At 65.3% G+C, this 19,587-nt stretch carries 24 protein-coding genes; 9 read left to right on the plus strand and 15 right to left on the minus strand.

The window, feature by feature from the left end; all coding sequences use genetic code 11:
• Positions 1–125: 125 nt before the first annotated feature.
• Both LC083_RS02090 and chrA read left to right on the plus strand, forming a co-directional pair.
• Complete coding sequence (locus LC083_RS02090; protein WP_226698989.1) at positions 126–1,337, plus strand: M24 family metallopeptidase; 1,212 nt, start codon at positions 126–128, stop codon at positions 1,335–1,337.
• Positions 1,338–1,361: 24 nt separating this feature from the next.
• Complete coding sequence (chrA, locus tag LC083_RS02095) at positions 1,362–2,669, plus strand: chromate efflux transporter (RefSeq protein ID WP_226698990.1); 1,308 nt, start codon at positions 1,362–1,364, stop codon at positions 2,667–2,669.
• A gap of 9 nt (positions 2,670–2,678) precedes the next feature.
• Here chrA and LC083_RS02100 read toward each other — a convergent pair whose 3' ends face one another.
• The 5 genes from LC083_RS02100 to rpmF form a co-directional block, all read right to left on the minus strand.
• Positions 2,679–3,044 carry a MerR family transcriptional regulator gene (locus LC083_RS02100; RefSeq protein ID WP_226698991.1) on the minus strand — a complete coding sequence of 122 codons (366 nt, stop codon included), beginning with the start codon at positions 3,042–3,044 and terminating at the stop codon, positions 2,679–2,681.
• Positions 3,045–3,060: 16 nt separating this feature from the next.
• On the minus strand, positions 3,061–3,360 hold the full coding sequence (locus tag LC083_RS02105) for an integration host factor subunit alpha (protein ID WP_199800526.1): 300 nt from the start codon (positions 3,358–3,360) through the stop codon (positions 3,061–3,063).
• A 104-nt stretch (positions 3,361–3,464) separates the two neighbouring features.
• Positions 3,465–4,430 carry a beta-ketoacyl-ACP synthase III gene (locus LC083_RS02110; RefSeq protein WP_226698992.1) on the minus strand — a complete coding sequence of 322 codons (966 nt, stop codon included), beginning with the start codon at positions 4,428–4,430 and terminating at the stop codon, positions 3,465–3,467.
• The gene (gene plsX, locus LC083_RS02115; protein ID WP_226698993.1) at positions 4,427–5,464 is read right to left on the minus strand and encodes a phosphate acyltransferase PlsX; all 1,038 of its coding nucleotides are present in this window, start codon (positions 5,462–5,464) and stop codon (positions 4,427–4,429) included. The genes LC083_RS02110 and plsX overlap by 4 nt, the downstream gene beginning before the upstream one ends.
• Before the next feature lie 27 nt (positions 5,465–5,491).
• Positions 5,492–5,671: a 50S ribosomal protein L32 gene (gene rpmF, locus LC083_RS02120; RefSeq protein ID WP_160607606.1), complete on the minus strand. Its 180-nt coding sequence runs from the start codon at positions 5,669–5,671 to the stop codon at positions 5,492–5,494.
• Between the two features lie 243 nt (positions 5,672–5,914).
• On the opposite strand from rpmF, the gene LC083_RS02125 reads away from it, so the two are divergent.
• On the plus strand, positions 5,915–6,313 hold the full coding sequence (locus LC083_RS02125; RefSeq protein ID WP_199800439.1) for an MAPEG family protein: 399 nt from the start codon (positions 5,915–5,917) through the stop codon (positions 6,311–6,313).
• On the opposite strand, the gene LC083_RS02130 is transcribed toward LC083_RS02125, so the two are convergent.
• Positions 6,310–6,951 (minus strand): MBL fold metallo-hydrolase, encoded by a 642-nt coding sequence (locus LC083_RS02130; protein ID WP_226700000.1) that lies wholly within the window; start codon positions 6,949–6,951, stop codon positions 6,310–6,312. The two genes, LC083_RS02125 and LC083_RS02130, sit on opposite strands and share 4 nt — an antisense overlap.
• Before the next feature lie 165 nt (positions 6,952–7,116).
• On the opposite strand from LC083_RS02130, the gene LC083_RS02135 reads away from it, so the two are divergent.
• Complete coding sequence (locus LC083_RS02135) at positions 7,117–7,650, plus strand: hypothetical protein (protein WP_226698994.1); 534 nt, start codon at positions 7,117–7,119, stop codon at positions 7,648–7,650.
• 6 nt (positions 7,651–7,656) lie between these two features.
• On the opposite strand, the gene LC083_RS02140 is transcribed toward LC083_RS02135, so the two are convergent.
• The 3 genes from LC083_RS02140 to LC083_RS02150 all read right to left on the minus strand — a co-directional run bounded on the left by LC083_RS02140 (position 7,657) and on the right by LC083_RS02150 (position 9,697).
• Complete coding sequence (locus LC083_RS02140) at positions 7,657–8,085, minus strand: hypothetical protein (RefSeq protein WP_226698995.1); 429 nt, start codon at positions 8,083–8,085, stop codon at positions 7,657–7,659.
• Between the two features lie 229 nt (positions 8,086–8,314).
• Entirely contained in the window at positions 8,315–8,986 is a 672-nt protein-coding gene (locus tag LC083_RS02145) for a hypothetical protein (protein WP_226698996.1), read from the minus strand.
• A gap of 69 nt (positions 8,987–9,055) precedes the next feature.
• The gene (locus tag LC083_RS02150; RefSeq protein ID WP_226698997.1) at positions 9,056–9,697 is read right to left on the minus strand and encodes a helix-turn-helix transcriptional regulator; all 642 of its coding nucleotides are present in this window, start codon (positions 9,695–9,697) and stop codon (positions 9,056–9,058) included.
• Positions 9,698–9,873: 176 nt separating this feature from the next.
• Here LC083_RS02150 and LC083_RS02155 point away from each other — a divergent pair, with 176 nt between their 5' ends.
• Positions 9,874–10,086 (plus strand): hypothetical protein, encoded by a 213-nt coding sequence (locus LC083_RS02155; RefSeq protein WP_224830861.1) that lies wholly within the window; start codon positions 9,874–9,876, stop codon positions 10,084–10,086.
• Positions 10,076–10,435 (plus strand): hypothetical protein, encoded by a 360-nt coding sequence (locus LC083_RS02160; protein ID WP_226698998.1) that lies wholly within the window; start codon positions 10,076–10,078, stop codon positions 10,433–10,435. The genes LC083_RS02155 and LC083_RS02160 overlap by 11 nt, the downstream gene beginning before the upstream one ends.
• Here the strand turns inward: LC083_RS02160 and LC083_RS02165 are convergent, their stop codons facing one another.
• The 6 genes from LC083_RS02165 to ubiA form a co-directional block, all read right to left on the minus strand.
• Positions 10,436–11,374 (minus strand): D-2-hydroxyacid dehydrogenase, encoded by a 939-nt coding sequence (locus tag LC083_RS02165; protein ID WP_226698999.1) that lies wholly within the window; start codon positions 11,372–11,374, stop codon positions 10,436–10,438.
• A gap of 41 nt (positions 11,375–11,415) precedes the next feature.
• Complete coding sequence (gene cysS / locus LC083_RS02170; protein ID WP_226699000.1) at positions 11,416–12,864, minus strand: cysteine--tRNA ligase; 1,449 nt, start codon at positions 12,862–12,864, stop codon at positions 11,416–11,418.
• A 26-nt stretch (positions 12,865–12,890) separates the two neighbouring features.
• Positions 12,891–13,565 carry a nitroreductase gene (locus LC083_RS02175; RefSeq protein ID WP_226699001.1) on the minus strand — a complete coding sequence of 225 codons (675 nt, stop codon included), beginning with the start codon at positions 13,563–13,565 and terminating at the stop codon, positions 12,891–12,893.
• Entirely contained in the window at positions 13,565–15,391 is a 1,827-nt protein-coding gene (cobT, locus tag LC083_RS02180) for a cobaltochelatase subunit CobT (RefSeq protein ID WP_226699002.1), read from the minus strand. Before cobT ends, LC083_RS02175 begins: the two co-directional genes overlap by 1 nt.
• 10 nt (positions 15,392–15,401) lie before the next feature.
• Positions 15,402–16,061 (minus strand): fructose-6-phosphate aldolase, encoded by a 660-nt coding sequence (gene fsa / locus LC083_RS02185; RefSeq protein ID WP_160607617.1) that lies wholly within the window; start codon positions 16,059–16,061, stop codon positions 15,402–15,404.
• An 80-nt stretch (positions 16,062–16,141) separates the two neighbouring features.
• Positions 16,142–17,062 (minus strand): 4-hydroxybenzoate octaprenyltransferase, encoded by a 921-nt coding sequence (gene ubiA / locus LC083_RS02190; RefSeq protein ID WP_226699003.1) that lies wholly within the window; start codon positions 17,060–17,062, stop codon positions 16,142–16,144.
• Between the two features lie 39 nt (positions 17,063–17,101).
• Here ubiA and LC083_RS02195 point away from each other — a divergent pair, with 39 nt between their 5' ends.
• From LC083_RS02195 to LC083_RS02205, 3 genes are read left to right on the plus strand one after another with little or no spacing between them, the layout of a single operon-like run.
• Positions 17,102–17,857: a 16S rRNA (uracil(1498)-N(3))-methyltransferase gene (locus LC083_RS02195; RefSeq protein WP_226699004.1), complete on the plus strand. Its 756-nt coding sequence runs from the start codon at positions 17,102–17,104 to the stop codon at positions 17,855–17,857.
• Positions 17,858–17,897: 40 nt separating this feature from the next.
• Complete coding sequence (locus LC083_RS02200; protein ID WP_226699005.1) at positions 17,898–19,268, plus strand: glutamate--cysteine ligase; 1,371 nt, start codon at positions 17,898–17,900, stop codon at positions 19,266–19,268.
• A 16-nt stretch (positions 19,269–19,284) separates the two neighbouring features.
• Positions 19,285–19,587: a putative quinol monooxygenase gene (locus tag LC083_RS02205; protein WP_222554035.1), complete on the plus strand. Its 303-nt coding sequence runs from the start codon at positions 19,285–19,287 to the stop codon at positions 19,585–19,587.

Here is a 19,587-nt window from a genome sequence, read left to right on the forward strand (position 1 = left end):
CGGGTGCCGGATTGGCGTGCCCGGCCGTAGCCTCTGGCGTCGAGCCCCCCCTGCTTCCCATGACGGCGACTGAACTCGCGCGCCCAGAACTGCCGGTTATCCTTCCCCAAAGAGACAGGGCCGCGGTGATCGACGAAATCCTCGCCGAGCGGCTGGAGACAGTGATCCCGGCCATCATGCGCGAGCAAGGGGTGGATTTCTGGCTGTTGATGTCGCGCGAATATTTCGAGGATCCGGTGACCGCCACCATGCTCGATGCCGAGAGCATGCATGCGCGCCGTCGCACGATCCTCGTCTTCCACGATCCGGGTGACGGCCAGCCGGTCGAGCGCCTGACGGTGAGCCGCTATGGACTTGCCGACCTGTTCGAAGCCTCCTGGTCGCCTGAAAGCCAGCCAGACCAGTGGCAGGCCGTGGCCGAGATCATCTCCAAGCGTGACCCGGCGAAAATCGCGGTCAATTTCTCCGACCTGACCGCTTTTGGCGACGGCATGACGCTGAGCCAGTACCGCGCTTTCACCGAGGCGCTGCCGGAGGGTTACGAGAACCGGATCGTGTCCGGCGAAGCGCTGTCGATCCGTTGGCTCGAAAGCCGTACCCCGCGCGAACTGGAAATTTACCCCGGCATCGTGCGGATCGCGCATTCGATCATCGGCACCGCCTTTTCCCGCGAGGTCATCACGCCGGGCAAAACCAGCGTCGAGGAGGTGCAGTGGTGGTACCGCGAAAAGCTCGCCGAACTGGGCCTCACGCCCTGGTTCCACCCCTCGGTCGGCATCCAGCGACAGGGACGCGAAGGAATGCTGCGGGGAAGCGAGGTCATCCAGCCGGGCGACCTGCTATGGACCGATTTCGGCATTACCTATCTGCGTCTCAACACCGATACCCAGCACCTCGCCTATGTCCTGAAGCCGGGCGAGACGCGGGCAACTGCGGGCCTCGTGGCGGGGCTCAAGGCGACCAACCGAGTGCAGGACCTATTGCTCGAATCCTTCGAGGCCGGGCTGAGCGGTAACGAAGTGCTCGCCCGCGCCCGCGCCAAGGCGCTGTCCGAAGGGCTGGACCCGTCGATCTATTCGCATCCCATCGGCTTTCACGGGCACGGGGCAGGCACGGCCATCGGTTTCTGGGACAACCAGAACGGCGATCCGCGCGGCGCCTTCCCGGTGCAGGCCGGGACTACGTGGTCGATCGAGCTGACCAATTACCACAAGGTGCCCGAATGGGGCGGCCAACGGGTCGATTTCCGGTCCGAGGAAGACGCCTGGTTCGACGGGGAGCGTGTGCGTTTCCTAGATGGGCGGCAGACCGAATTGACGCTAATACCGTCCGATTGATCCAGCCTGATTGAGCGAGGCTTCATGCAACTGGCCTCCCCGAGTTTTGCCGAAGCCACGCGGGTGTTCGCGCGCATCGGCCTGCTGAGCTTCGGCGGGCCTGCGGGACAGATCGCGCTGATGCACCGCGAGTTGGTGGACGAGCGCAAGTGGGTCGGCGAGGAGGATTTCCTCAACGGGCTCAATTTCTGCCACCTCCTGCCCGGTCCCGAAGCGCAGCAGCTGGCGACGTGGATCGGCTGGCGGCTGCACGGCTGGCGCGGCGGCGTGGTCGCGGGCACGCTGTTCGTCATCCCGGGCGCCCTGATCGTCCTGCTGCTATCCGCGCTCTACGCTGTCGCGGCCGACCTTGCCTGGTTCGAGGCGCTCTTCCTCGGCATCAAGGCGGCAGTCCTTGCCATCGTCGCGCAGGCGCTGCTGCGAATTGCGGGGCGGTCGCTCGACACGGGGTTCAAGCGCGCGCTTGCCATTATGGCCTTTGCCGGCCTGTTCCTGTTTGCGCTGCCTTTCCCGCTGGTCGTCCTACTGGCAGGTGCCGCCGGCGCTTTGGCCGCATGGAAGCGGCCCGGCTGGCTGGCGCTCAAGCCTGCGGCGGCAGCGGGGGAGCGTGGCCCCCGCCCGTGGAAGGCAACGGCAAGGGCCGTGCTAATCTGGGGCGCGATCTGGGCCGCGCCGATCATTGCCATCGCCATCGGCCTCGGCCGCGAGCACCGCCTGTGGGACATCGCGATGTTCTTTTCGCAGCTGGCCGTGGTGACATTCGGCGGGGCCTATGCGGTGCTCGCCTACATGGCGCAGGAAGCGGTGACCGGTTTCGGCTGGCTGCAGCCGGGCGAGATGGCCGACGGCCTCGGCCTTGCGGAGACCACGCCGGGCCCGCTAATCCTCGTCACCCAGTTCGTAGGCTATCTCGCCGCCTTCAGGGCACCCGAGCCTTTCAGTCCATTCGTCGCAGGGCTGATCGGCGCAGGGCTGACCACCTGGGTCACCTTCGCGCCCTGCCTCCTGTGGATCTTCGCCTTTGCTCCGTGGATCGACCGGATGCGCGATGCGGTGCGGCTGAAGGGCGCGCTGGCAGGCGTAACCGCGGCCATTGTCGGGGTGATCGCCAATCTCACCGTGTGGTTCGCGCTCCATGTCCTGTTCGCGCGCGTGGGCGACGGGGCGGCCGGACCGTTGCGGGTGCTCGTGCCGGAACGGGCCAGTTTTGACTGGCGCGCAGGCTCGCTGGCGCTGGTCGCCGGAGTCCTGATCTTCAAGCTGGGCTGGAGCGTGCCGCGAACTCTCGCGGTCTGCGCCGGTGGAGGACTGCTGCTCGGCCTTGCGACCTAGACTGCGCGCCTAGGCGGAAAGCGCGGCCTTCAGGTCGTCGCGGATGGCCTTGAGGCGCGGCAGGATCGCATCGGCACCTGCCGGGGGCTGGGCCTGCACCACCGGGGCGCTTTCAGCTTCGGGAGCACCGCGCAGGGCAGCCTTGGCGCCTTTCAGCGTATAGCCTTCGCGGTTGACCAGCCAGTCGATCCGTTCGACCAAGGCGACATCTTCCGCGCGGTAATAGCGGCGGCCGCCGGAGCGTTTCAGGGGCTTGAGGCTCGGGAACTGCTGTTCCCAATAGCGCAGAACATGCGTCTTGATGCCGGTTGCCTTGGCAACCTCGCCAATGGTGCGCAGTGCGCCGTCGTCCTTGTGGTCGTCGAATTCCGCCATCACGACCCCTTAGCAGTCATCCGTTCGCGACGCGATCCTTCAGGAGCTGGCTTGCCCGGAAAGTCATCACGCGGCGCGGCGTGATCGGCACTTCGACGCCCGTCTTGGGGTTACGACCGATCCGTTCCTTCTTGTCGCGCAGCACGAAGCTGCCAAAACCGGAAATCTTGACGTTTTCACCGCGCACCAGCGCATCGGTCATCTTGCCGAGAACCTGTTCGACAAGGTCCAGCGATTCCGCCCGGCTAAGTCCCATTTTCCGATTGATAGTCTCTGCCAGGTCGGCGCGGGTCAGTGTTCCCACCGAGCGCATCATATCCATCTCACTCTCCCAGACGCGACCCTGGGGTTCGATTCTAGATATCCAACATACTGTATTGCGGCGAGTTTCACAACCGAATGAAACAAATGTTTCATCGCCTACATGCGGGCGAGCGAGGCACCCCATGTGAAGCCGCCGCCCATCGCCTCGAACATGACCAGATCGCCTTCCTTGATCCGGCCGTCGCGGCGGGCGACGTCGAAGGCGAGCGGCACCGAGGCGGCAGAGGTGTTGGCGTGCTGATCAACCGTCACCACGACCTTTTCGGCCGGCAGGTCGAGCTTGCGCGCGGTCGCATCGAGGATGCGGGCATTGGCTTGGTGCGGCACGACCCAGTCGATATCGGCAGCTTGCGCCCCTGCATCGACCAGCACTTCGCGCAGCACGTCGGCAAGGTTCACGACCGCATGGCGGAAGACCTCGCGGCCCTTCATGCGCAATTTGCCGACCTCGCCCGTGGTGGAGGGCCCGCCATCGACATAGAGCAGGTCGCAATGCGCGCCGTCGGCATGCAGCTTGGTGGACAGGATACCCGGACCGTCTTCGGCAACGTCGCGTGCCTCGAGCACGACAGCGCCTGCCCCGTCGCCGAACAGGACGCAGGTGGTGCGGTCTTCCCAGTCGAGGATGCGGCTGAAGGTTTCCGCGCCGATGACCAGCGCCTTTTTCGCCATGCCGGTCCGCAGGAGCGATTCGGCAGTCCCCAGCGCGTATAGAAAGCCCGAGCACACGGCCTGCACGTCGAAAGCGACGCAGCCATTGCAGCCAAGGGCGTTCTGCACCTGCGTGGCGGTGGCGGGGAAGGTGTGGTCCGGCGTCGCAGTGGCGAGCACGATGAGACCGATCTCCGCAGCGTCCACACCTGCATCCTCGATCGCGCGGCGCGCGGCCTGCGTTGCGAGGGTCGAGGTCGTCTCGCCTTCGGCGGCGATGTAGCGCTGGCGGATGCCGGTTCGCTCGACGATCCACTCGTCGCTGGTATCCACACGCTCGGCCAGGTCGGCATTGGTCACGCAGTTCGCGGGCAGCGCGCTTCCGCTGCCGGTGATGACCGCGCGGATCATTTTCCGTTGAAGCCCTGCGTGTCGATCTTGCACAGATCGTTGGCGATGCGGTTGGTGATGTCGTCCTCCAGCAGGCGGGCGGCGACTTCCACCGCATTGGCGACGCCCTTGGCATTCGCGCTGCCGTGGCTTTTCACGACCACGCCGTTGAGGCCGAGGAAGACCGCGCCATTGTGGTTGTTCGGGTCCAGATGGTGCTTCAGCAGTTCGGTCGCGGGGCGCGACACGAGGAAGCCGACCTTGGACCGGATGCTGGAAGTGAAGGCCTGGCGCAAGAGGTCGGTCACGAAGCGTGCCGCGCCCTCGATCGCCTTGAGCGCGATATTCCCGGAGAAGCCGTCGCACACGACCACGTCGCATTCGCCGCGGTTGATCTTGTCGGCTTCGACATAGCCGGCAAAATCCATCGCCAGATTGTCGGCCGCGCGCAGCGCGTCGGCGGCAGCCTGGATATCCTCGGTGCCCTTGGTCTCTTCCGTGCCGATATTCAGCAGGCGCACGCGCGGGCGTTCGCGCCCGGTGACGATGCGCGAATAGGCCGCGCCCATGATGGCGAACTGGACGAGGTTGCGCGCATCGCAATCGCGGTTTGCGCCGAGGTCGAGCATGATGACGTCGTTTTCGCCGAGCGTGGGCAGCAGCGCCGCCAGCGCCGGACGGTCGAGGCCGGGCATGGTGCGCAGGGCCAGCTTGCTCATCGCCATCAGTGCGCCGGTGTTGCCGGCGGACACGGCAGCGCCGGCCTCGCCGCGCTTCACCGCGTCGACGGCCAGGCCCATGCTGGTGGTCTTGGCACGGCGCAGCGCGCGGCTGGGCAGCTCGTCACCGGCGACCACGTCGTCGCAATGCAGGATTTCCGAAGCGCCGGACATTCCCGGGTGCGTTTCGAGCGCCGCCTTGATGCGGGTTTCGTCGCCGACCAGAAGGAACTTGAATCGATCGTGGCGCCTACGCGCAAGCGCGGCGCCTTCGATCATGGTGCGAACGCCTTCGTCCCCGCCCATCGCGTCGATAGCGATACGCGGCAAACTCATGACGTTCTCCGGCTTTCAGCTGTGGTCTTAAAGACCGACGGCGATGACTTCACGCCCGTTGTAGTAACCGCAGTGCGGGCACAGGTTGTGCGGACGCTTGAGTTCACCACAGTTCGAGCACTCGTGATGAGCCTCGACCTTGAGCGAATCGTGCGCACGACGGTTGCCGCGGCGGTGGGGCGATACTTTCCTCTTGGGGACGGCCATGGCGGCACCTGTTCCTCAAACAATTACAATCAATTTCGGTGGCCGCCCTAGTGGAAGGTCCGGCAGCGCACAAGAGTGCGTGAACCCGAAACTTCCCGACCGTGGCGGTGAAGGCGCGCGCTATAGCGATTTTTCGCGTCCGCGCAAGCGCTGTGCGCAATCGCGGCGCCCGCATTGCCACCGGGGGCCCATCTCTATAGCCCGAGATAGGGTTCGCCAGAGAGATCGCAAGGGAGGGATCGCATGGGCATTATTCTACCCGTAACGCTGACTGCCGCCGCAGCCGCGGCCATCATCAACTTCTGGCTCGCCATGCGGGTCGGGCAGATGCGCGTGAAGCACAAGGTTTCGATCGGCGACGATGCCGGCGGACCGCTGACCGCGCGGATGCGGGCACAGCTCAATTTCGTGGAAAACACGGTCTTCGTGCTCGTGCTGATCGCGGCCATCGAACTGGCCGGCAAGGGCGGCAGCTGGCTTTCGATCGTCAGCGCCATCTACATGCTGGGCCGAATCGCCCACGGTCTGGGAATGGATGGCGGCAAGTTCGCGCGCGGACGCAGCATCGGCGTGATCATCACCATGCTGACCCTGCTGGGGCTGGCGGTGGTTGCCGCGCTGATCGCGATGCGGGTGCTCTAACCCAGCGCGTAATCGCTGACGAAAGCGTTGGTCTTGCGTTCCTGCCCGAAGGTGCTGGTGGGACCATGACCGGGAATGAAGGTCACGTCATTGCCCAGCGGCCACAGCTTCTGGGTGATGGCGTCGATCAGGTCCTGGTGGTTGCCCATCGGGAAATCGGTGCGCCCGATGCTGCCCTGGAACAGGACGTCGCCGACGATGGCGAACTTGCTCGGCCGGTGAAAGAACACCACGTGGCCGGGCGTGTGGCCGGGGCAATGGATGACTTCCAGCTCCAGCTCGCCGATGGTGACCTTGTCGCCGTCTTCCAGCCAGCGATCGGGTTCGAACACCTGCCCGTTCACCCCGTAACGCGCACCGTCCTCGTCGAGGCGGCTGATCCAGAAGCGGTCGCCTTCGTGCGGCCCCTCGATCGGCAGGCCGAGTTCCTTGGCCAGGATGCCCGCCTCGCCGCAATGGTCGATATGGCCGTGGGTGATGAGGATCTTTTCCAGCTCCACCCCGGTCTTGGCGACCGCGGCCTTGAGCTTGTCGAGATCGCCGCCCGGGTCGACCAGCGCGCCCTTGTTGGTCTTGGTGCACCAGATCAGCGAACAGTTCTGCTGGAGCGGGGTGACCGGGACGATACCGGCTCTCATCGGGGGCATGGGCTTGTCGTTCATGGCGCATGAAATGGCGGCCTGCCGCCACGAATGCAAGCGCGCGCGGCACGGCCTGCCGCGGCCTTCCGGTGGCAATTGCCGCTCCCAAGCGCTATGATGCGCGAATGGTCGCACGGGTCGCCTCTCGCAAGGAGGTAAGACATGCGAGTTTTCAAGACACTGTCGATGATTGCCCTCGTCACCGGCGGCGCTACGCCGCTGGCCGCCCAGTCCGCCGACACCGACGCGCTGATCGCCGATGCGCTGAGCGCCGCCCCGGCCTCGGTCACCGACAATGCGAGCGTGCGCAACAACGACGGCACGCTGCTGCGCGAAGGCAGCAATGGCTACACCTGCTACCCGCAGGCGCCCACCATGGGGCCGCGCTGCAACGATGCCGAATGGGACGCCTTCATTGCGGGCTTCATGAAGGGCGAACCCTATACGCCGAAGAAATTCGGTGTGTCCTACATGCTGGCCGGTGAAGGCACCGCGCCCGGCACCAGCAATATCGACCCGATGGCGACCGAGCCGACCGCTGACAACGAGTGGATCAAGGACGGGCCGCACATGATGCTGATTTTCCCCGATCCCGCCATGATGGCAGGGCTGTCGACCGATCCGAAGGACCCGGTCTATGTCATGTGGCGCGGCACGCCCTATGCCCATGTGATGGTGCGGATCGAGGAAGAATAGCGCGCCCTACAGGAGCGGTGCGAGGTCGGGTTCCACCCAGTCCCGCCGCGCATCGACCGAGAAAAGGCGGTCACGCGACCAGTGGGCGAGGATCCAGTCCGACCGGCCGAGCGGGCCTGACATCAGGTCGCGCAGGACCTCGGCCAGTTGCGCGCCGCGTCGAGTATCCAGCAAGCGCTCCGTCGCGTGTAGCGAAGCGAGCGTGATCGTATGGTGATATCCCGAACTGTCGGTGTTGGGCGTGCCATGAGCCTCGTTCAGCCGGGTGATGATGGTGCGGAAACTCTCGCCGCCTGCAAGGCCGGGGCGATGGCGCAATATCTCCAGCGCCAGCGCGAAATGCGCCTCGTGCGTCCATTCGGCACGCGGCAGGCTAGTATCCAGCACGCGGTCGGCAAGATGCGAGAAATCGGTTTCCGTGGTGAAGGCGGTCATCGGGGCAATCCTTTTCGGGAGTTGCGCCCGACCGGCACGAAAAACCCCGCCGGTCGGGCGGGGTCTGGCTGGTGTCTGTGGCTTGGGACCGGAAGGATCAGCACACAGGCGCGCAAACAGTCGCCGCCGTTATCGGGCGGGCCGCTTGCAGGACAGTGGTGGCGATCGTTCGGGCCATGACCAGGTGCTGCGCCCGGCGCGCAATCCTGTCAAGCCGGGCCACAAGCGATCAATAAGTGATCTTCTCGTAATTCAGCGTGACCTCTTCCGCCGCGCAGCTGGCGATGGTCACGCCGGTCAGCTTCGCTTCCCCGCCTCCCTCATCATCGCCGATCAGGACGTGCGGGTAGCTGGCACCTTGGGTGCAGCCATCAAACCGCCCTGCGAAAGTCAGGGTTCCCGGCCCGTTCGAGGCCGGCACCATGATGCGTGAGCCCTTCTCCATCGGTTTCAGGGTAACGGGTCGATGCTGCCGTTTGCCCGTTGCCATGCCGGTGGCGGTATCGCGCGGGGCCGGCTCGGCCGTCGTCGCACGATCCTTGTGGCGCAGGCGTTCCGAGACACCGGCACGCAGGGGAACGCCCTCGGCGCTCCAGTGTATCGGGCCGGGGGGCGCATCTGCAGTGCCTGCGCCGCCCTGCTGCACGACATGGGTCACTTCGCGGCCGCCGGCACGCGGACTGAGTGTGATGGTCAGGTAATCGAGATGCGCCTCGCCCGAATCCTTCGTCTGCGCACCGTCATCGGCCATCTTCACGTCGATCTCGTCGGGTTCGACGCCGGGCGTTGCGCGCCCACTCTCGCCGTCGATGTCGGGAATCTTGATGTAAATCGCCGCGCTGAGCGGGGTGGTGAGCGTCAAGGCCGCAGCCAGGGTCGCGATGGTCCGGATAGTGGGCATGGACATCCTCCTCCGCGCGGCAGTGTGCCACCGATGCGGCGGGTTGGTCCAGCACGACCTCCCAAGCGGCTAGATTCGCCCGCCCTTCCAAACCACGCGGCCGATCACTTCCACCTCGTGACGCGCGAGTTCGACCGGCGCATAGGCATCGTTCGCACTGATCAGCTTGATGCGGTCCGCAGCGCTGACCTGCACCTGCTTTACGTGCAGAGCATCGCCGATGCGAACGACATGGATACCCTCGCCCGCGCGCTTGTTGCGGTCGACGAAGATCTCGTCACCACTGCGAAGGACCGGTTCCATGCTGTCGCCTTCCACGCGGATGGCGGACAGGTCCGCACCTTCCAGCCCCATTTCGCGCAGCCACCGGCGCGAAAAGCGGAAGCTGTCGAAGGAAATTTCCTCCGCCGATACTGCGCCAGGCCCCGCCGAGGCATCCAAAGCAAGCCTTGGTACGGCAAGAAAGTCGTCCGATTCGCGCGGACGAGCGAGGTCGGGATCGGCCCCCAGTTCGACCTCGCTCACTCCGAAGAATTCGGCAAGGCGATGACGGTCCTGCTCTTCCAGTCGGCGCGGACTGCCCTTGCGCACGAATTGCTGCAAGTAGCTGGGATTGCGCCCCAACATAGAGGAAAGAGCGGCCAGGCTCGTGCGGTTGCGTTCGGCCAGTTCGACCAGCCTGGCGCGATCTTCGCTCATCCCGTCTGCCATGCCTTAACTCCCTGCCAACCTTCGTCACCGGCGCATTTCCGCGCCTCGCCGGAGAGCGATGCGGGAAAATTCCTATAGCATAGGATTTTTCCTAGACAAGTAGGATTTGGGGTGGAACGAAATAGGAACACGGCGAGCGATTCGCCTGTCAGTTCAGCTATTTGGGGAGCCTTCGCATGCTGATCCGGTCCATCGAGAAATTCCTTCGCGCCCATGACATGCCGCCGACCAAGTTCGGGCGGCTCGCGGCGCATGATCCGCGCTTCGTGCTCGACCTGCGCATGGGGCGCGAACCGCGCAGCGGGACCGAAGCGCGCATTCGCGGTTTCATGACGGGTTTCGAGGCCGGTCGCGGCGAAGCTGCGCGGGAGGTGGCCCATGTCGGCTGAGTGCGCCCCACCCAAACGCCAGCGCATCCGCCCGCGCCGCACTGCCGCCGACCGGCTGCGCGATGCGCTGATGGATCTGTGCGATCATCGCGGACAGGTCCTCACCCACACGGAAAAAGCCTGGGCCAGCATCACCTTTGCCGGCACGCGCCACAGCCTCGCCCTGCTGTTTGCTGGAGACGAGGCGGTGGAAGCGGGCGAGCGGTTCGTCGCCGAACTGCCCGATCACGAGTTCGCGATTGCGGGCCAGCTCGTCGCTGATGCCGGCGTGAGCGAGGTCGAGCACCGCATGGTCCCCGACCCGCGCCTGCTGGTCCAGTGCGAGTTGCTGCTGCTCGAAGACGCCTGATCAGTACCCGGCGGCAAGGTCCATCTGCGGCTGGACCGGTTCGCCCTTCTGCCACCGTTCGAGATTTTCGACGAACCTGTCGGCGCTGCGCTGGAACATCTTCGTCTGCGCGCGGCCCGACAGGTGCATGGTGACCTGCGCATTCTGCAGTTCCCACAGCGGGTGGTCTTCGGGCAGCGGCTCGGGGTCGGTCACGTCGAGCAGCGCCGCCTCGATGGTCTTTGCCTTGAGCGCCTCGACCAGCGCGTCCTGTTCGACCACGTCCCCGCGCGCGATGTTCACCAGCACGGCATTGGGGCGCATGGCGGCAAGTTCCGCGGCTCCGATCATGCCCTTGGTCTCGTCGGTAGAGGGCACGGCGAGCACCACCCAGTCGAATTCGCCCAGCTTTTCGCGCCATTCGCCGGGACGCAGCGCGCCCTCGCCGCCCGAACGGCGCACGGGCACCACGGACATGTCGAAGGCCTCGAGGCGGGTCTTCACGAGGCTGCCGATCGCGCCCATGCCGAGCAACAGCACCCGCTCGCCCGAGAGTTCGCGCTTGCCCGGGCTGTCGAGCAGCCATTCATGGCGTTCCTGTGCGCGTACGACCTCGCGGTAGCCCTTGGCATGGGCCAGCATCAGCATGACGACATATTCGGCGATGGTGATGGCGTTGATGCCGACGCCGTTCGTCACGACCGTCCCGCGCTCCGCCAGCAGGTCGAGCGGCATGAAATCGAGCCCGGCGTAGATCGAATTGAGCCATTTCAAATTCGTCGCGGCGCGCGCGATTTCTGCCATTGGCTCTTTCTCGTTCAGATCGAACCAGCCGATTTCCGCTTCGGGCGCGAATTTCAGCGCCTCTTCCTTGCTCATGAACCACAGGGGCTCGACCCAATCGGGCAGACGCGGCTCCACCAGCGGGCGGATCAGGGCGGACATAACGGCTTTGGTCATGTGTGGGACTCTCCTCTTCGGATTAAGTCCCTAACCGCAACTCAGCCCAGCTTCCACTCCCAGCCGAGCGGATCGCCGTCCATGACCTCGACGCCCTTCACGGCGAGGGTTTCACGAATGGCGTCGCTGGCGGCGAAGTCCTTGAGAACGCGCGCTTCCTTGCGGCGGACGAGTTCGGCCTCGATTTCCGTCTCGGTAATTTCGGCAGAGACGGGCCTGATGCGCAAATCCTCGCGGGTGAGCGAAAACAGATCGAGGCCGAGCACGCGGTCCATGTCCTCGATCACGGCACGCTTCACCCCGCCGTCGACCTTCTTGACCGCCAGCGCCTCTTCCAGCGCGACAAGCGCGATCGAGGTGTTGAGATCGTCGGACACGGCAGCGGCGAATTTCTCGCGCATCGGTGCGAACTTCTGGTGCGAGGGATCGCCTGCAATCTCGTCCTTCAAGCGTTCGACCTGCATCACGATGCGCTTCAGGCGTGTCAGTGCCGCACCCAGCCCTTCCCAGCTGAACTCCAGCTCGCTGCGGTAATGCGCCTGCAGGCACATCATGCGGTAGGCGAGCGGGTGGTAGCCCTTGTCGATCAGCAGCTGCAGGCGCAGGAACTCGCCCGCGCTCTTGCTCATCTTGCCGCTGCGTTCGACGAGGAAGTTGTTGTGCATCCAGATGCGCGCGCCGCTGTTTTCGGCCACGTCGAGGCCGTTGGTGCAGCAATGCGCCTGGTTCTGCGCGATTTCGTTCGGGTGGTGGATCTCGCGGTGGTCGATACCGCCGGTGTGGATGTCGAAGGGGAAGCCGAGAAGCTTTCCGCCCATGACCGAGCATTCGAGATGCCAGCCCGGCGCGCCCTTACCCCACGGCGAATCCCATTCCATCTGGCGCTTCTCGCCCGCTGGCGTCTTGCGCCAGATCGCGAAGTCGGCCGCGTTTCGCTTGCCTTCGACCGTATCGATGCGGCCCTCACCTTCTTCGGTGACAGCGCGGGCGAGCTTGCCATAATCCTGGATGGTGGAGACGTCGAAATAGAGCCCGCTATCGAGTTCGTAGCAGTGCTTGTCCGCGATGCCTTTCGCGAACTCGATCATCTCGTCGATGTAATCGGTGGCGACCGACCACTTGGCCGGCTGGCGGATATTCAGCGCCTTCACATCGGCCCAATAGGCCTCGGTGTAGTGCTTCGCGATGTCCCAGATCGACTGCGCTTTCTCCGCAGCCATCTTCTCCATCTTGTCCTCACCCTCGTCCGCATCGTCGGTCAGGTGGCCGACGTCGGTGATGTTGATGATGTGGGTGAGATCGTACCCCTTCCAGCTCAGCGTGCGGCCCAGCACGTCGGCAAAGACATAGGCACGCATATTGCCGATGTGGGGGTAGTTGTAGACCGTCGGCCCGCAGCTGTAGACGCGCGCCTCGCCCGGATGGACAGGAGTGAACGTCTCGATCTCGCGGGTGAGCGAGTTGAACAGCTTGAGCGGCGTATCGGTCATGGCGTGCGCAATAGGTGCGCGGGTGGCTACTGCCAACCCTCCCAGCGCACGCTTTCATCCAGCGACGCGCGTTTCACATCGAACAGGTTCACCGGCGCGTCCGCATCGCGGTAGCCGATGGCCATACCGCAGAAGAAGGTGTGGTCTTCGGGAATGTCGACCACCTCGCGCACCTGCGGGCTGTAAGCGGCCCAGGCTTCCTGCGCGCAGCTATCAAGGCCCTCTTCGCGCAGCAGCAGCATGATGGTCTGCAGCCACATGCCGATATCGCTCCACTGCGGCGGACCCATGTATTTGGGCGTGTGGACCAGCATCAGCACCGGCGCTCCGAAGGCGCGGAAATTGTTGGCGAACCACATGAGGCGCTTGGCCTTGTCCTCGCGGCTGATGCCGAGCGAGGCGTACATGTCCTCGCCCACGCCGAAGCGGCGTTCCTCGTATGCGCCGTCGAGACCCTCGGGGTAGATGTCGTATTCGGGCTGCATCGCCGCCCGGCCCTTGGGAAACTCCAGCGCCACCCGGTCGAACAGCGCCTGCATCGGCGCGCCGGTGAGCAACACGGCATTCCACGGCTGGACGTTCCCGCCTGAAGGCGCACGCTGCGCCTTTTCGAGCACGCGGGTGAGCACCTCGCGGTCGACCGGTTGGTCGGTGAATGCGCGCACGGAGCGGCGCGATTGGACTGCTTCGGTGACGTTCATCACTTCTCCACCTCGAACAATCCGGCCAACTGCTCGATAATCGTGCCACCGAGCTGTTCGACGTCCATGATCGTGACCGAGCGCTTGTAGTAGCGGGTCACGTCATGGCCGATGCCGATGGCGGCGAGCTGGACGGGGCTTTGCTTCTCGATCCACTCGATCACCTTGCGAAGGTGCCCTTCGAGATAGCCTGCCTGGTTCACGCTCAGCGTGCTGTCGTCGACCGGTGCGCCGTCGCTGATGACCAGCAGGATGCGGCGGTCTTCGGCGCGTGCGAGCAGGCGGGAGTGCGCCCAGAGCAGGGCCTCACCGTCGATGTTTTCCTTCAGCAGGCCTTCGCGCATCATCAGGCCGAGGTTGCGGCGCGCGCGTCGCCACGGCTCGTCGGCCTTCTTGTAGACGATGTGGCGCAGATCGTTGAGGCGGCCGGGATTGGCGGGGCGCCCATCGGCGAGCCATGCCTCGCGGCTCTGCCCGCCCTTCCATGCGCGGGTGGTGAAGCCGAGAATTTCCGTCTTCACGCCGCAGCGCTCCAATGTGCGCGCCATGATGTCGGCGCTGATCGCGGCGATGGAAATCGGCCGTCCGCGCATCGAGCCCGAATTGTCGATCAACAGGGTGACGACCGTGTCCTTGAACTCGGTATCGCGCTCGATCTTGTAGGAGAGCGCATGGCCGGGGCTGACAACCACGCGGGTCAGGCGCGCTGCATCAAGCAGGCCCTCTTCCTGGTCGAAATCCCAGCTGCGGTTCTGCTGCGCCATGAGGCGGCGCTGGAGGCGGTTGGCAAGCCGCGTGACGATGCCCTGGAGGCCCGCCAGCTGGCTGTCGAGATAGGCGCGCAGCCGGTCCAGTTCCTCGTGATCGCACAGCTCGGGCGCCTCGATCACCTCGTCGAACTTGTCGGTATAGGCCTTGTAATCAAAGTCTTCCGGCAGGTCGGTCCACGGGCGGTTCGGACGGACGGGCTGCATGCCCTCGCCATCGTCGTCCGAAGGGTCGCCGTCGGACATTTCCTGTTCGCCCTCGACGTCCTGCTCGGCATCGCCATCGGCCTCGCCGTCGGTGATTTCGCCGCGCGCATCGCTTTCCTGCGGCTGGGCCTCACCCTCGTCCTGTTCGTCGGTGTCCTCGTCCTGTTCGGGCGTTTCGCCGTCGTCCTGGTCCCCGTCGTCGGAACTGCCGTCGTCCGGCGTATCGGGCAGCGTCAGTTCCAGATGGCGGAGCATGTCGAGCGTCAGATTCTGGAAGGCGCGCTGGTCGTCGAGCGCGTCGGCAAGGCCGTCCATGTCGGTGCCGATCTTGGCGAGGATATCGCCGCGCACCATGTCTACGCCGGCCTTCGCGCGGTCGGGCACAGCCTCGCCCGTCAGCGCCTCGCGCAGGATCAGAGAGAGCGCGGTCGACAGCGGCACCTCGTTCGCCTCGCTCGCCTTGGCGATGGGGTCGGTCGCGGTGCGCAGTTCGAGCGCAGCGTCGAGATTGCCGCGAATGCCGTCGTAGCGGTTGCTGCCGATCGCCTCGTAGCGGACCCGCTCGATCGCGTCATAACAGGCACGCGCGATGGGTTCGGGCGGCGCGCCCTTGGCGTGCAACGCCTCGTTGTGGTGGCGCAGCTTCAGCGCAAAGCTGTCGGCAAAGCCGCGCGCCTCGGTCGCCTGGTCGCGGGGCAGGTTGCGGCCCGGCAGGGGCACGCGGAAGTTCTTGCCCGACTGGCTCGGCTGGTCCGCGCTCCAGGCCACCTCGACCTCCGGCTCTTGCGCGAGCGCGCGCGCAGTGCCGGTCAGCGCCTGCTTGAAACGGTCGAGGGGGGTCTGGTCGGTCACGTGTGCCTAGTTAGGACGTCGGGATGCTTTGGCCAGTCTTTTCCCAGTCGGCGACGAAGCCTTCGATGCCCTTGTCGGTCAGGATGTGCTTGAACAGCCCCTTGATGACGGCGGGCGGCATGGTGGCGACGTCGGCACCGATCAGCGCGCTCTGCAGCACGTGGACGGGGTTGCGGATCGAGGCAACGAGGACTTCGGTCTCGAAACCGTAATTGCTGTAGATCGTAACGATATCCTCGATCAGCGACATGCCGTCGAAGCCGTTGTCATCATGACGGCCGACGAAGGGCGACACGAAGGTCGCGCCGGCCTTGGCGGCCAGCAGCGCCTGGTTGGCAGAGAAGCACAGGGTCACATTGACCTGCGTACCGTCCGAGGTCAGCTTCTTGCAGGTCTTGAGGCCGTCGATCGTCAGCGGCACCTTGATGCAGACGTTGTCGGCGATCTTGCGGAGCGTTTCGGCCTCTTTCATCATCGTCTCGTGGTCGAGCGCGACGACTTCGGCGCTGACCGGACCATCGACGATGCTGCAGATTTCGCGCGTCACCTCGATGAAATCGCGGCCCGACTTGGCGATCAGCGAAGGGTTGGTGGTGACCCCGTCGAGAAGACCGGTGTCGGCCATTTCCTTGATGTCGGCGATGTCGGCGGTGTCGACGAAGAACTTCATGTGTGCGCGCTCCGGAAGGCGAGAGTTGGTGTCATTCGCTGCAAGGCGATTGCGCAGCGCGAGTCAAGGCTTGCGCGGCCTTAGACCCCCGCATTGCCGACGACGAAACAGGCCGCGGCGACCAGCGCGCCGGTCCAGCGATTGGCGCGGAACCTCTCGAGCGGGTTGCCGGCATCCTCGCCGTCGAGGGTCGCGACCTGCCACGCAAGATGCCACGCGGCGGGGATAAGCGCCAGCAGTGCCACCCAGTCCTCTCGGTAGAGCCAGAAAGCGAGCGCCCACAGCGCAACAGCGCCGGTGTAGAACAGGGCCACCCCGCGCTTCACCCCTGCCCCCAGCCGGAGGGCGGAAGAGCGGATGCCGACCAGCGCATCGTCCTCGCGGTCCTGCATGGCGTAGATCGTGTCGTAACCGATCACCCACAGCGCCGCGCCCGCATACATGGCAGCAAGTGCACCGAGGTTGTCGGCGCGGAAGTGGGTAAAGCCGACCAGCAGCCCCCAGGTGAAGACCATGCCGAGCCAAGCCTGCGGCCACCAGGTAATCCGCTTCATGAAGGGATAGGCCGCCACCAGCGCAAGGCTCGCCAGCGCGACGATTTGGGCCAGCGGTTCGAGCTGTAGCAGCACAAGGAGCCCGACGAGGCTCAGCGTGACCAGCCAGCCCCAGGCGAGCTTCTTCGAGACGCGCCCGCTTGCAACCGGGCGACTGGCCGTGCGCGCCACCTGCCGGTCGAGCTTCGCATCGACGATATCGTTGTAGACGCAGCCCGCTCCGCGCATGGCGATACTGCCGAGCAGCAGCCAACCGAGCAGGGCGAACTGCCAACCCGCACCCGCGAGCCACACGCCCCAGGCGCAGGGCCAGAACAGCAGCCACCAGCCGATCGGCCGGTCGAACCGGGCGAGCATGGCGAGGTCGCGTGGGCCTTGCGGCAGGCGCGCGACGATGCCGCGGTGCTCTGTATCGGGGACGATGTCAGGTGAAGCAGTCTCGCTCATGACTTGCTCCCTACCCGCCGCCGTGCCACCTGCAAAGCCATGCCCGCTACACCCGCCTGGCCCCCGAAAAGCGCCCCGCGCCTGTTCGTCGACACCCCGCTTTCGCCGGATGCGCCCGTACAGGTGGACGGCAACCAGGCGCATTACCTGGCCAAGGTGATGCGCGTGTCGCCCGGCGACGCGGTGATCCTGTGCGACAATGCGACCGGCGAATGGGCCGCCGAGGTGCTGGAGGCAGGCAAGCGCCATGTCCTGCTGCAACCGCGCGACCACTTGCGCCCTCGCGAGCCGGTGCCCGATTTCTGGCTCTGCCCGGCACTGCTCAAGAAGGACCGGTTCGATTTCGTGCTCGAAAAGGCGACCGAACTGGGCGTTGCGCGCATCGCGCCGATGGTCACGCGGCGCTGCGTGGCGGACAAGCTCAACCTCGAACGGGCAGGCACGATCGTGACCGAGGCGGCCGAGCAATGCGCCCGCACCGCGCTGCCCGAATTGTCCGAACCAGTGAAGCTCGACGCCATGCTGCGCGACTGGCCCGAAGACCGCCTGCTGTTCTTCGCCGACGAGGAAGGCGGGGAAAGCGCTGCCGACGCCTTCTGCCTTACCGAAGGGCCCGCAGCCCTGCTCACCGGCCCCGAAGGCGGATTCGACGATGCCGAGCGCGAGGCGATCCGTGCCCATCCCAACGCCCGCCCGATCAGCCTCGGACCGCGCATCTTGCGGGGCGAAACGGCAGCGATTGCAGGCATCGCGGTGTGGATGGCGGAAGCAGGCGATTGGATCGGAGAGGAATAATTTCCTTTCCCTGATAGATTCCGTTTTCTAACGCCACCCAATGAGCACGCGCGACACATCCGCCAAGGTCGATCCCATCATCGAATCGCGCGACCAGCTCGTCGCGCCGATGCAGAAGGGCGAGAAGCCCAAGCACGCCTGGCGCATCGGCACCGAGCACGAGAAGCTCGTCTTCAAGCGCAAGGATCACCGCGCGCCGTCCTATGACGAGGAAGGCGGCATTCTCGATATCCTGCTGGCCCTGCGCAAGTTCGGCTGGGAGCCGGTGGAAGAAGGCGGCAAGGTCATCGCCATGCGCGGCGAGGACGGGACGGTCAGCCTCGAACCTGCCGGCCAGCTGGAACTGTCGGGCGCGCCGCTCGAAAACCTGCACCAGACCTGCGCGGAAACCGGCCGTCACCTGTCGCAGGTGAAGGAAGTGGCCGAAGCCTTCGACGTCGGCTTCCTCGGGCTCGGCATGTGGCCCGACAAGACCCGTGAAGAACTGCCGATCATGCCCAAGGGCCGCTACGAGATCATGATGCGCCACATGCCGCGCGTCGGCAGCCTCGGCCTCGACATGATGCTGCGCACCTGCACCATCCAGGTGAACCTCGACTATTCGTCCGAACTCGACATGGCGCAGAAATTCCGAACCGGGCTCGCGCTCCAGCCGCTGGCGACCGCGCTGTTCGCCAATTCGCCCTTCCTCGAAGGGAAACCGAACGGTTACCTGTCCTATCGCAGTCATATCTGGAGCGACACCGACCCGCATCGCACCGGCATGCTGCCCTTCGTGTTCGAGGACGGTTTCGGCTACGAACGCTATGTCGACTACATGCTCGACGTGCCGATGTATTTCGTCTTCCGCGACGGGAAATACATCGATGCCGCCGGCCTCAGCTTCCGCGATTTCCTCGATGGCAATCTGTCCGTCCTGCCGGGCGAAAAACCGACTGAGAGCGACTGGTGGGACCACCTTTCGACCGCCTTCCCCGAAGTGCGCCTCAAGAGCTTCCTCGAAATGCGCGGAGCGGATGGCGGCCCGTGGAGCCGGATCTGCGCCCTGCCCGCCTTCTGGGTCGGCCTGCTCTACGACCAGGGCGCGCTCGATGCGGCGTGGGACCTCGTGAAGCACTGGACGATGGAAGAGCGCGAGGACCTGCGCAACGCGGTGCCCAAACTGGCGCTCGACGCACCCATCCCGGGCGGCGGGAAGCTGCGCGATCTGGCAAAGGAAGTGCTCGCCGTGGCGCGTGCCGGCCTGACCGCGCGGGCCAAGCTCAACACTTCGGGCGATAACGAAACCGGCTTCCTCGAAACGCTCGACGAGATCGTGCGGAGCGGCAAGGTGCCCGCACAGGTCCTGCTCGACCGCTACAACGGCGAATGGAGCGGGGACATCACCCGGGTCTACAAATACAGTTTCTGAGCAAAGGAGGACGGCGATGATCCAGATCAACGGCACGATCAAGCTGGGCAAGCCGATGGACGCCGCCACCCGCAAAGCGATGGTCGAAATGGTCCGCGCCAGCCGCGCGGAAGATGGCTGCCTCGACTACGCCTTCGCCGAAGACCTCGCCGATCCCGACACGCTGATCCTGTTCGAACGCTGGCGCGACCGCGATGCGCTGGCCGCGCATGGCCAATCGGCGCACATGGCCGAATTCCGCGGCGTGATGGCGGCCAACCCGCCCGTGTCGCGCGAAATCAGGGTCTATGAAACCGACGAGGGCGAGCCGCTCGGCTGA

The sequence above is a fragment of the Qipengyuania gaetbuli genome, assembly GCF_020524765.1.
GTDB classification, from domain to species: Bacteria; Pseudomonadota; Alphaproteobacteria; order Sphingomonadales; family Sphingomonadaceae; genus Qipengyuania; species Qipengyuania gaetbuli_A.

Excerpts from the sequence above, each read along its gene's own strand:
- chrA (WP_226698990.1), top strand. The coding sequence starts at position 1,362 with ATGCAACTGGCCTCCCCGAGTTTTGCCGAAGCCACGCGGGTGTTCGCG.
- LC083_RS02100 (WP_226698991.1), bottom strand. The coding sequence starts at position 3,044 with ATGGCGGAATTCGACGACCACAAGGACGACGGCGCACTGCGCACCATT.
- LC083_RS02105 (WP_199800526.1), bottom strand. The coding sequence starts at position 3,360 with ATGATGCGCTCGGTGGGAACACTGACCCGCGCCGACCTGGCAGAGACT.
- LC083_RS02110 (WP_226698992.1), bottom strand. The coding sequence starts at position 4,430 with ATGATCCGCGCGGTCATCACCGGCAGCGGAAGCGCGCTGCCCGCGAAC.
- plsX (WP_226698993.1), bottom strand. The coding sequence starts at position 5,464 with ATGAGTTTGCCGCGTATCGCTATCGACGCGATGGGCGGGGACGAAGGC.
- rpmF (WP_160607606.1), bottom strand. The coding sequence starts at position 5,671 with ATGGCCGTCCCCAAGAGGAAAGTATCGCCCCACCGCCGCGGCAACCGT.
- LC083_RS02125 (WP_199800439.1), top strand. The coding sequence starts at position 5,915 with ATGGGCATTATTCTACCCGTAACGCTGACTGCCGCCGCAGCCGCGGCC.
- LC083_RS02130 (WP_226700000.1), bottom strand. The coding sequence starts at position 6,951 with ATGAGAGCCGGTATCGTCCCGGTCACCCCGCTCCAGCAGAACTGTTCG.
- LC083_RS02135 (WP_226698994.1), top strand. The coding sequence starts at position 7,117 with ATGCGAGTTTTCAAGACACTGTCGATGATTGCCCTCGTCACCGGCGGC.
- LC083_RS02140 (WP_226698995.1), bottom strand. The coding sequence starts at position 8,085 with ATGACCGCCTTCACCACGGAAACCGATTTCTCGCATCTTGCCGACCGC.
- LC083_RS02145 (WP_226698996.1), bottom strand. The coding sequence starts at position 8,986 with ATGCCCACTATCCGGACCATCGCGACCCTGGCTGCGGCCTTGACGCTC.
- LC083_RS02150 (WP_226698997.1), bottom strand. The coding sequence starts at position 9,697 with ATGGCAGACGGGATGAGCGAAGATCGCGCCAGGCTGGTCGAACTGGCC.
- LC083_RS02155 (WP_224830861.1), top strand. The coding sequence starts at position 9,874 with ATGCTGATCCGGTCCATCGAGAAATTCCTTCGCGCCCATGACATGCCG.
- LC083_RS02160 (WP_226698998.1), top strand. The coding sequence starts at position 10,076 with ATGTCGGCTGAGTGCGCCCCACCCAAACGCCAGCGCATCCGCCCGCGC.
- LC083_RS02165 (WP_226698999.1), bottom strand. The coding sequence starts at position 11,374 with ATGACCAAAGCCGTTATGTCCGCCCTGATCCGCCCGCTGGTGGAGCCG.
- cysS (WP_226699000.1), bottom strand. The coding sequence starts at position 12,864 with ATGACCGATACGCCGCTCAAGCTGTTCAACTCGCTCACCCGCGAGATC.
- LC083_RS02175 (WP_226699001.1), bottom strand. The coding sequence starts at position 13,565 with ATGAACGTCACCGAAGCAGTCCAATCGCGCCGCTCCGTGCGCGCATTC.
- fsa (WP_160607617.1), bottom strand. The coding sequence starts at position 16,061 with ATGAAGTTCTTCGTCGACACCGCCGACATCGCCGACATCAAGGAAATG.
- ubiA (WP_226699003.1), bottom strand. The coding sequence starts at position 17,062 with ATGAGCGAGACTGCTTCACCTGACATCGTCCCCGATACAGAGCACCGC.
- LC083_RS02195 (WP_226699004.1), top strand. The coding sequence starts at position 17,102 with ATGCCCGCTACACCCGCCTGGCCCCCGAAAAGCGCCCCGCGCCTGTTC.
- LC083_RS02200 (WP_226699005.1), top strand. The coding sequence starts at position 17,898 with ATGAGCACGCGCGACACATCCGCCAAGGTCGATCCCATCATCGAATCG.
- LC083_RS02205 (WP_222554035.1), top strand. The coding sequence starts at position 19,285 with ATGATCCAGATCAACGGCACGATCAAGCTGGGCAAGCCGATGGACGCC.